Raw genomic sequence first — 9,250 nt, 5'->3', positions numbered from 1 at the left:
TCTCGATGATCTCGCAGCCGTGGCTGAGGAGCAGCTGCTTGGCCTCCTGACAGAGCACTGAATAGTTGGTGGCCGTCACCAGCACCTTCATTACTTAATCCCTCCGAGCGTCATGCCGCTTACCATGTTGCGTGAGACAAGCAGGTACAGGATCATCACCGGGATGGCGGCGACGATGGAGCCGGCCATGAGGGGACCCCAGGCGGCTACGTCGGCCACCACCATGTCCGAAAGGGCCAGCGGGATCGTCTTCTGTGCGGCCTTGGACACAATCACCAGGGCGTACAGGTACTCACTCCAGCACAGCGTGAAGGAGAAGATCGCCGTGGCGGAAATGCCCGGGGCCGAGAGCGGGAACACCACCCGGAACATCGAGCCGAAACGGGAGCAGCCGTCAATCATGGCGGCCTCCTCAATCTCATCGGGAATGGACGTGAAGTACGAGATGAGCATCCAGGTGGCGTAGGGTACCGTGATGGTTGGGTAGACCAGCATCAAGCCGTAGATGGAGTCCGCCAGGCCCGCCGACGTCACCAGCATGTACAGGGGGATGAACATGATGGAGCGTGGCATCAGATAGGCATAGAGGATCGACTTGGAGATGATCTCCCGTCCCCGGAAGCTGAGCTTGGCGATGGCGTAGGCAGCCAGCATGGCGAAGAAGATCGACACGACGGTGACGATCATGGCTACCACGAGGCTGTTCTTCACGTTGTTCAGGAATCCCGACGCGAAGAGTTTCTGGTATCCGGTCCAGACAAACTGCTCCGGCCAGAAGGTGGGGGTCATCCGGTAGATCTCACGCGTGGTCTTGAACGACGTGTTCAGCATCCAGTAGATGGGGAAGAGGGCGAACACCAACATAACGGCAAGCGTGCACCAGAGAATCAGCCGTTTCCTGAGGAAATGCACGATCTTCATATTCCTCACCTACTGGTTGGCTGCCAGCGTCTTCTTCGTGACGATGTTGATCAGCCAGATTAGCGGGGGCAGGGAGATCACGGAGATGGCGATGGCCTTGCCCAGGTTCATGTTCAGGAAGCCGATGGTGTAGCTGTACGTGGAGAATACCTGCGTGGCATTGGCCGGACCGCCGCGGGTCAGCAGCCAGATGATCTCGAAGTCGTTCAGCGTCCAGATCGTGGTGATGACGGCAGCCAGGACGGTGACGTCCCGCACCAGCGGCAGGGTGATACGGAAGAACTTGTAGATGGCGTTGGCGCCGTCGACCTGAGCGGCTTCGTAAATGTCTTTGGGAATGGCCTGCATGCCGGCCAGGATGGCGATGCCAAGGAACGGTGTGCCGCGCCACACGTTCACCAGGATTACCGATAACATCGCCAAGCGGGGTGTGGAGAGCCAGCCGACGGGCTGATCGAGGAGTCCCGTACGAGTGAGCAGGAAGTTGAGCACGCCGCCCACGTCGGAGTACATCCACTGCCAGGAGAAGACCGACACGACCGTGGGCATCGTCCAGGGGAGGAAGAGGAGCACGCGGAACAGGTTGCGGAGTGGCAACTCTTCATTCAGGACGAGGGCCATGACCATGCCGAAGACAACCTTGAGCACAACGGCAACCCCGGTAAAAATCAGGGTGTTGACCACGGCTCGCCAGAAGTACTTATCCCTGAACAGCTCAACGTAGTTGCCCAGCCCGATGAATGTGGCTGGCGCTCCGACCATCTTGTCTGTAAGGCTCACGTAGACGGCCCAGCCAAACGGCACCAGCATCACGGCCAGCAGGTAGATGAGTACTGGGCTCATCAGAAAGTATGCGAGCCTGTTCTGTTGTCTCGTCATGAATTTGGCACCCGCCTAGTTGATACTGTTTGGGAAGGGATGCGGAGGGGTCGGAGCCCCTCCACATCGGTTGTGCCGGACTGGTTGCTACTTGTTGTAGACACTCTCGACTTGGTCGTGCAGCGTGGCGATGGCCTTGGCGGGTGTGACGTTGTCCACCAGCATGCTCATGAACGCATCGTTGACGTACCGGAGGTTGTACACCTCACCGGCGGCCGGCGAGTAGTCGCTGGGATAGCCGAGGAACTTGAAGCTCGGGACGGACTCCACGAAGCCCTTGTAGTAGGGATCCTGCCAGATGGACTCTTCGGCCAGGGCCGGATAGACGGGGCAGTTGAGCGGAACGCCCGTTTCGATCCAGGTCCGGTACCAGTCTGCATCCAACAGGTACGCGATGAACTCCTTGGCCAGTTCCTTGTTCTTCGAGTTCTTGAAGATGCCGAAGTTGTTGCTGATGCCTGGGATGAACGAGCCCTTCGGGCCGGCGGGCATGGGGGCGATGCCGGTGTTGGCGTACAGCTCCGGGTCCTCGTTCTTCACGGTGTTCAGCACGCTGCCGGTGTTGAAGATCATAGCAGCCTGGCCGGAGAGGTAGGCCCGGTTGTTACCGCTGTCATCCCAGCCGACGGCGCTGGGCGGGGTCGTCTGGTCCTTCAGGAAGATGTCGACGATGAACTGGGCAGCCTCCACAGTTTCCGGCGAGTTCACGATGACCACGCCGTCCTTGGCGTCGACGCTGCCGCCGTACGACCAGATGACGGACCGGGTGAACCACTCAGCGTCGGAGTTGCCCTTGCCGTAACCGATGCCGGCGCCGTAGATCCCGTTGGCGGGATCGGTGAGGAGCTTGGCGTACTCCCGGAACTGCTCCCAGGTCTCAGGCGGACCCTGGAGGCCGGCCTTCTCGAACAGGTCCTTGCGATAGTAGAGGACCATGGACTCGGCCCAGAACGGGACGCCGTACATCTTACCGTCGAACGTCACGGCGGACTTCATGCTGTCGTACAGCGGTCCGTTCTTCTCCTCGATGCGCTTCACCAAGTCGGTGGTCTCCTCAAGGACGCCCTGGGCGTAGAACTGACCGACTTCCTGGTAGCCGAAGAACGAGACGTCCGGCGTGTTGCCCGACTCGATGGCAGCTGTCCACTTGGGGAAGAAGTCCTCATACGCGATGGCCTCGACCGAGACTTCCACGTTGTGCTCCTTGCCGAACTGTTTCGCCCGTTCGACGATCATCGTGTTCTGTTCCTCGACGAGCTGCTTCTTAACCCAGACCGTCAGTTTGGCCGGCGTGCCGCTGCTGCTCTCCGTCTTCGGGGCTGCTGTGGTTTGGCTCCCGCTGCTGGTCGAAGGGGTGGTCGACTGGGACGAGGTTGTTCCAGAACTGCCACTGCATCCTGCCACGAGACTGGTGATCAGAGCGACGAGCACTGCCAGAGATAGTCCTCTTTTCACACAGATCCCCCTTTGAAGTTTGGTTCCCATGTGAAGGTTGGTTGACTGAGTTGCGGGACCGATTAACAGGTGCTGTGGTTGGTTTTCCCTTCTGATCTGCGGGGTCAGTCGGGTTAACGCTAACTCGAGTATACGATTGGCAACTATGCGAGTCAAGGGTAAAATAGTATGGGAGGGAGCAATTCCGATGGCTCATTGAGCACTGGTCCTGTCGGGCCACTTCCGGTGTGCAAGGCCTCTTTCGTGTCGAGAAGGCGCAGCACACTTGGTTTCTGCGGCCGGATCGGGCGCGTGAGACCGAGGAGGTGAGAGCCGGCTGTCGTCGGCCTGGTCCGCCTTCCAGTACAAATCGGTAACCGACTGTACTTCTTTGTCAAACAACAGAGCACAAAAATCCCCTTGCCAGGTGTCAATTTCGGTGATATCGTTAACACTGAGGTGAACATATGGCACGGATCGTGGATGTTGCAGAGCGGGCTGGCGTATCGCCTATGACCGTCTCCAGGGTTCTGAACGGCACCGGGCGCGTTAGTCCGGCCACGCGGGAACGCGTGCTCCGTGCTATTGAGGAACTGAACTACGTTCCGAATCAAATCGCGCGCAGTTTGGTGCAGGGCCACACGAACGTGCTGGGCCTGATCATCCCAGATATCACAAACCCGTTCTTTACCACAATTGCCCGCGGCGTCGAAGATGCCGCTCGCAAGAGCCATTACAAAGTTCTGCTCTGCAACTCGGATGAAGATCCGAAGAAGGAGCGGGAGTATATCGAAACCCTCGTCGCCTCAAAAGTAGATGCGCTCGTCATGGCGCCTGTGGGTGACTCTTCAAAGGGAAGTCTCGACTTTCTGCAGAGCAACCAAGTGCCTGTAGTGCTTGTGGACCGGCGCGTAGAAGGGGTTGACGACGTGGACCTCGTCACCAGCGACAGCGTGGCCGGGACGAGAGCGCTGGTAGAGCACCTGCTGGGACTGGGCCACCGGCGCATCGCCCTGGTTGCGGGGCCGCAGACGATATCGACCGCCCGCGACCGGCGCAGAAGCTTCCTGGAGACTGTGGCGGCGGCGGGGGTGGAGCACGACCCGAGCCTGGAGGTGGAGGTTCCCTACACGAAGGAAGGGGGGATGATGGCCAGTCGCACCATCTTGGAGCTCCCCGAAAGGCCCACGGCCGTCTTCTGTTCGAACAACGCCCAGGCGGTTGGCCTGGTGCTTGGCTTCCGCCAGGCCGGGGTTCGCATTCCCGATGAGATTGCCGTGTGCTGTTTTGACGACGTGGAGCTGGCCTCCATGCTCGACCCGTTCCTGACGGTGACGCAGCAGCCAGCTTACACCTTCGGCACCATCGCCGTTCAACTGTTACTGGAAAGGATGGAAGGAAACGTCACCATTCCGCGCAGGGTTGTGCTCGAGCCAACGCTGACCATCCGGCGATCTACCATTGGAGGATCCACCAAACGCAGATAAGACTTGTGAGAAAGGAGCCGGAGTCATGTCTACTTCTCGGTTTTTTGGCGTCTACGCGATTCTGCTCACTCCCACCACGTCTGACGAACGAGTTGATGTGCCCGCGTTGAAGGCCGAGACTGAGCACGCTATTGCCGGAGGCGTTCACGGCTTGGTCGTACTGGGCTCCAACGGCGAGGGGCCCCTGCTGGAGCGGGAGGAGCAGGAAAAGGCCATCGCGGCGGTGGTGGCGGCCGCCCGGGGCCGGGTGCCCGTGCTGGTGGGAACCGGCGAGCCCGGCACTAACCTGGCCGTACAGTCCACCCTCCGGGCCAAGCGGCTGGGGGCAGACGGCGCCCTCCTCTGCCCGCCCTTCTACATTCCCATGACCCAGGAACAGGTCATCCGCCACTATGAGACCGTGGTGGAGCGCTGCGACTTTCCGATCGTCCTCTATAACTATCCTGGCGTCACCAAGGTGAAGATTGAACTGCCCACCGTGGAGCGCCTGGCCCAGGATCCCCGTATCGTCGGCATCAAGGACAGCGGCGGCGACTTTGCGTACCACCAGGCCCTCCTGGCCATGGAACGCACCGAGTTCACCGTGTTCCAGTCCTGGGAAGACTTCATGCACGCGGCGCTCTGGTCTGGCAGCGAGGGGTCGATGTCGCCGACGCCCAGCCTGGTACCGGAGTACAGCGTGGGGCTGTGGAACGCCATCCAGGAGGGAGACCGCACCAAGGCCCTTTCGATTCACAGGCAGTTGATGGCCTTCGTCAAGCTGGTGACGCGCGATCCGTGGCCGGCCGGCTGGAAGGCCGCCATGCATCTGCTCGGGTTCGGCTCTCCCGCGGTCTGCGCGCCCAACACGGCACTGTCGCCTGAGAAGATCGAGCAACTGCGGAAGGACATGCAGGCGCTGGGCATCCTTCGGTAGCCGCACCGCCGGGGGGAGATCTGCGATGAAAGCACTGGAGAGTGCAAGGCGGCTCCTGCGCCTCGAGGGCGAATCAGTACTCCGACTGGCGCAGTCGCTGGATGATAGCTTTGTCGAAGCTGTGGCCCTCATTGAGCGCTGCCGTGGCCGTGTGGTTTTCCTCGGCGTGGGCAAGAGTGGCCATATCGGCCGCAAGCTCGCCGCCACCATGGCCAGTACGGGCACCACAGCCACTTTCGTGCACGCCACCGAGGCGATGCACGGCGACCTGGGCATGATCACCCGGGACGACGTGGTTATTGCGATCTCACACAGCGGGGAGACCGCGGAGACGGTCGTGGCCGTGAAGGCTCTTGCCCCCATCGGCCCGAAGGTCATCGCGATGACGGCCCGCCCGGACTGCACGCTGGCGCGCATGGCGGATGTCGTCCTGCTCACCCGGGTCGAGGCCGAGGGAGACCCTCTCGGCTTGGCCCCCACGGTGTCCACGACGGCCACGCTGGCGCTGGGTGATGCCCTGGCGATTGCGCTCATGGCGAGGCGCGGCTTCTCCCGGGAGGATTTCCACCGCTTCCATCCCGGCGGAGCGCTGGGCAAGCAGTTGGAACAGGAAAAGCAGGCGACGACCCCGGGGCCCGTGGCCCGGCAGACCTCCCCTGCGGTGGTCGTCGTGGGCTCCTTCATGATGGACGTGGTCGTGCGCGCACAGCGGCGGCCGCAACCGGGTGAGACCCTGGTTGGAGACAGCCTGTCCATGTTCCCCGGGGGGAAGGGTTTCAACCAGGCGATCGCGGCCAGCCGGATCGGCGCTCCGTGCGCGATGGTCGGGCGCCTGGGCCGGGACGCCTTCGGCGACCGGTTCATGGAGGTACTGACCGCGGAAGGCGTCGACGCACGGTACGTCCGCCGCGACGCGGAGCATGGCACGGGGGTGGCCACGCCTGTAATTGACACGACTGGCCAGAACAGCATCATCATTGTTCCACAGGCGAATCAGCGGGTCACCCCGGAGGATGTGCAGGCAGCCCGGCCAGTGTTCGAAGCGGCAAGGGTGGTCGTGCTCCAGGGCGAGATTGCTCTGCCGGCCACCGTGGAGGCCGCCCGGCTGGGAAAGGAGCACGGGTGCCTCGTGATTCTGAACCCTGCCCCGGCCGGCTCTTTCCCCGAGGAGTTGCTGGCGTCCACCGACGTGCTGATTCCCAACGAGGTGGAGGCCGCCGCACTCACGGGGATCAACACGGATACGATGGACGGTGTGCGTGAGGCGGCGCGGAAGCTGCTTGCGCTGGGGCCCTCAGAGGTGATCATCACCCTCGGCTCCCGGGGCTGCTTCCGGGTCAACGCGGAGGGGGAGTGGCACCTCCCGCCGTTTCCCGTACAGCCGGTCGACACCACCGGGGCCGGAGACGCCTTCGTGGGCACCCTGGCTGCCTCCCTTGCGCAGGGGATGCCCACGGACAAGGCGCTCCTGCGGGCCAACGCAGCCGGTGCGCTGGCCACCACCCGCCTGGGTGCCATGCCTTCCATGCCCACAGCCGCCGAAGTGGACGAGCTGTTGGCGACCCACTCGGTGCGCTGAGTGTGAAAAAAGCTGGCCGGGGCCGAGCCCCGGCCAGCTTTGACGCGTACGCGCAGTTTACGGAACATCACCGAGACCATGGGGGCGCGGTCGCCGCTCGGACGGCTCGCACTTGCACAACTCCACCGCCAGCGCCACTGCCTCCTCCGGGTCCTCCACAAAGTGAATCGGCACCAGCCGCCGGTGATCCAGATAGCACCCCTCCACCAGTGCCGTCGGGAGCCGGTCGCCCCAGCCCCCCACGCCCCGCAGGGCCACCAGCGGCTTCCGGTGCAGGTAGGCGACAGCGATCTCCGCGAGCGTCCCGGCCCCGCCCCCCACGATGATGAAGGCGTCGGCAGCGTGGATCAGCACCTCGCTCCGCCCCTGGAACGTGAGCCCGGTGGTGACCGGCACGGTGACGTACGGATTGGCCTCCCGCAGGTCGTCGCCCGGCAGGATCCCGACCGTCACGCCGCCCGCCGAGCGGGCGCCCTCGCTGGCGGCGGCCACTACGCCGTCCCGGCCGCCCGTGAACAGCAGCGCCCCCCGGGCGGCGATGGCCCGGCCGACGGCGTACGCCGCCGCCCGCATCTCCTCGCTGATGGGCCCCGACTGTCCGATGACGCCGATCCGCAGGACCATGTTCATCCCCCCTGGTACGGATTACGCCGGCGGCCCCTACGTGTGAGCCATCTCCTCCTCCGGCGTGCCCACCAGCGGCTCGTCCGGGCTGCGGTTCACCAGCATCCGCTGCACCCAGGCTGCGGCGGCCATCATCGTCACGCCCGTCACCACGAAGACCGCGCGGGGGCCCAGGGTGTCGGCCACCCAGCCGCCCAGCGACGGGCCCACCACGGAGCCCAGGTTCATCGCACTGTTGTTGATGCCGTACGCCCGTCCCCGGAAGGAGGGGTGGACCACCTCCGCCAGCGCCGAGTTGACCGACGGCTGCACCGCTGCCGTGGCCATGCCGAAGACGAAGCGGAGCAGCATCAGCCAGCCCACCGTCCGGACCAGCGACTGCGGCAGGACCAGGAGCCCCGCCACCACCAGACCCAGTGAGAGCAGGCGTGCAAAGCCGATGCGCTCGCCCACCTGAGCCCAGCGGGCGGCTGTCAGCACCGTGGCGATGGCCGGGAGGGCGAAGATGAGACCCACGACGAAGTCGGTCGCCTCCCCGGCGCCGAAGAGCAGGTGGGTGATGGCCGTGACCCAACCCTCCTGCGCCAGGGTGGGGACGAAGTTCGAGAGGATCGGCTGCAGGGACTGCAGCGAGGCCTGAATCAGCAGGGCCGACACCATCAGCGCGGCCAGCCGCCGGTTGGAGACGGCCAGCCTGATGTCCGCGATCACGCTGGTGCGGGCCTTTCCCAGGCCGATAATCTTCTCTTTCACCACCAGCACCACGAGCAGGACGGCCAGCAGGTCCAGCGTGCCGGCCACCCGCATGGTCCAGCGGATGCCCACCAGTTCGGCCAGGGTGCCGCCCAGGAGGGGGCCCATGATGGTGCCCGTCGCGATGCCGGTCTGGATGATGGCCAGGTAGCGGCCCACCCGGTCCTCCGGCGTGTTGGTGGCCACCAGCGCGATGGCCGACGGGTTGAAGCCCGAGAGGGCGCCGTTGAGCACCCGCAGCCACAGCAGCTGCCAGTGGCTGGTGACGAAGCTCATCAGATAGTAGATCACGCCCAGCGCGATGCCCGCTCGCACCAGCATGGGCTTGCGTCCGTAGCGGTCCGCCAGGTTGCCCCAGATGGGCGACATGATCGAACTGGAGAGAAAGGTGACGGCGAAGATGATGCCCGACCAGGTGTAGAGGTTCTCGGTCACGCCCAGTTCCCCGATGAAGCGGGGCAGAAACGGCATCACCAGCGAAAAGCTGCTGGACGTGCAGAAAACGCCCAGCCAGAGCACATAGAGGTTCCGCTGTGCCTGATCCATGAAGATATAGTTCGCCTCCCCGAATAGTGACTGGATTAGCCAATCGGAGGCGAACTCCTGCCGCGACCCCTGTCCATCATCTTCCGCACACGTGCCGCATACCCTCCCCTG

Annotated in this window: 8 protein-coding genes; 3 read left to right on the top strand and 5 right to left on the bottom strand. The window is 63.6% G+C overall.

Annotated elements, in window-relative coordinates:
* Positions 1-90: 90 nt before the first annotated feature.
* The 3 genes from AB2385_RS10495 to AB2385_RS10485 all read right to left on the bottom strand — a co-directional run bounded on the left by AB2385_RS10495 (position 91) and on the right by AB2385_RS10485 (position 3,036).
* Positions 91-921, bottom strand: a complete 831-nt coding sequence (locus AB2385_RS10495) for a carbohydrate ABC transporter permease (protein ID WP_367654939.1) — start codon at positions 919-921, stop codon at positions 91-93.
* A 9-nt stretch (positions 922-930) separates the two neighbouring features.
* A complete protein-coding gene (locus AB2385_RS10490) occupies positions 931-1,800 on the bottom strand; it encodes a carbohydrate ABC transporter permease (protein WP_367654938.1) in 870 nt (289 codons plus the stop codon).
* An 87-nt stretch (positions 1,801-1,887) separates the two neighbouring features.
* On the bottom strand, positions 1,888-3,036 hold the full coding sequence (locus tag AB2385_RS10485; RefSeq protein WP_367654937.1) for a sugar ABC transporter substrate-binding protein: 1,149 nt from the start codon (positions 3,034-3,036) through the stop codon (positions 1,888-1,890).
* Positions 3,037-3,701: 665 nt separating this feature from the next.
* On the opposite strand from AB2385_RS10485, the gene AB2385_RS10480 reads away from it, so the two are divergent.
* From AB2385_RS10480 to rbsK, 3 genes are read left to right on the top strand one after another with little or no spacing between them, the layout of a single operon-like run.
* Positions 3,702-4,721, top strand: a complete 1,020-nt coding sequence (locus tag AB2385_RS10480) for a LacI family DNA-binding transcriptional regulator (protein WP_367654936.1) — start codon at positions 3,702-3,704, stop codon at positions 4,719-4,721.
* Positions 4,722-4,746: 25 nt separating this feature from the next.
* Positions 4,747-5,637 (top strand): dihydrodipicolinate synthase family protein, encoded by an 891-nt coding sequence (locus tag AB2385_RS10475; protein WP_367654935.1) that lies wholly within the window; start codon positions 4,747-4,749, stop codon positions 5,635-5,637.
* A gap of 25 nt (positions 5,638-5,662) precedes the next feature.
* Positions 5,663-7,216, top strand: a complete 1,554-nt coding sequence (gene rbsK, locus AB2385_RS10470) for a ribokinase (protein WP_367654934.1) — start codon at positions 5,663-5,665, stop codon at positions 7,214-7,216.
* 57 nt (positions 7,217-7,273) lie between these two features.
* Here the strand turns inward: rbsK and AB2385_RS10465 are convergent, their stop codons facing one another.
* Both AB2385_RS10465 and AB2385_RS10460 read right to left on the bottom strand, forming a co-directional pair.
* On the bottom strand, positions 7,274-7,840 hold the full coding sequence (locus AB2385_RS10465) for a TIGR00725 family protein (RefSeq protein ID WP_367654933.1): 567 nt from the start codon (positions 7,838-7,840) through the stop codon (positions 7,274-7,276).
* A gap of 36 nt (positions 7,841-7,876) precedes the next feature.
* On the bottom strand, positions 7,877-9,139 hold the full coding sequence (locus AB2385_RS10460) for an MFS transporter (RefSeq protein WP_367654932.1): 1,263 nt from the start codon (positions 9,137-9,139) through the stop codon (positions 7,877-7,879).
* Positions 9,140-9,250 lie beyond the last annotated feature (111 nt).

Origin of the sequence: Symbiobacterium sp. (genome assembly GCF_040797425.1) — a bacterium.
Classification (GTDB): domain Bacteria; phylum Bacillota; class Sulfobacillia; order Symbiobacteriales; family Symbiobacteriaceae; genus Symbiobacterium.
Note: the sequence above shows the minus strand (reverse complement) of the source record. Positions and strands in the feature narration are given on the sequence as shown.

Coding starts and splice junctions, on each gene's coding strand:
- AB2385_RS10490 (WP_367654938.1), bottom strand. CDS start 1,800: ATGACGAGACAACAGAACAGGCTCGCATACTTTCTGATGAGCCCAGTA.
- AB2385_RS10460 (WP_367654932.1), bottom strand. CDS start 9,139: ATGGATCAGGCACAGCGGAACCTCTATGTGCTCTGGCTGGGCGTTTTC.
- AB2385_RS10475 (WP_367654935.1), top strand. CDS start 4,747: ATGTCTACTTCTCGGTTTTTTGGCGTCTACGCGATTCTGCTCACTCCC.
- AB2385_RS10495 (WP_367654939.1), bottom strand. CDS start 921: ATGAAGATCGTGCATTTCCTCAGGAAACGGCTGATTCTCTGGTGCACG.
- AB2385_RS10465 (WP_367654933.1), bottom strand. CDS start 7,840: ATGGTCCTGCGGATCGGCGTCATCGGACAGTCGGGGCCCATCAGCGAG.
- AB2385_RS10485 (WP_367654937.1), bottom strand. CDS start 3,036: ATGATCGTCGAACGGGCGAAACAGTTCGGCAAGGAGCACAACGTGGAA.
- rbsK (WP_367654934.1), top strand. CDS start 5,663: ATGAAAGCACTGGAGAGTGCAAGGCGGCTCCTGCGCCTCGAGGGCGAA.
- AB2385_RS10480 (WP_367654936.1), top strand. CDS start 3,702: ATGGCACGGATCGTGGATGTTGCAGAGCGGGCTGGCGTATCGCCTATG.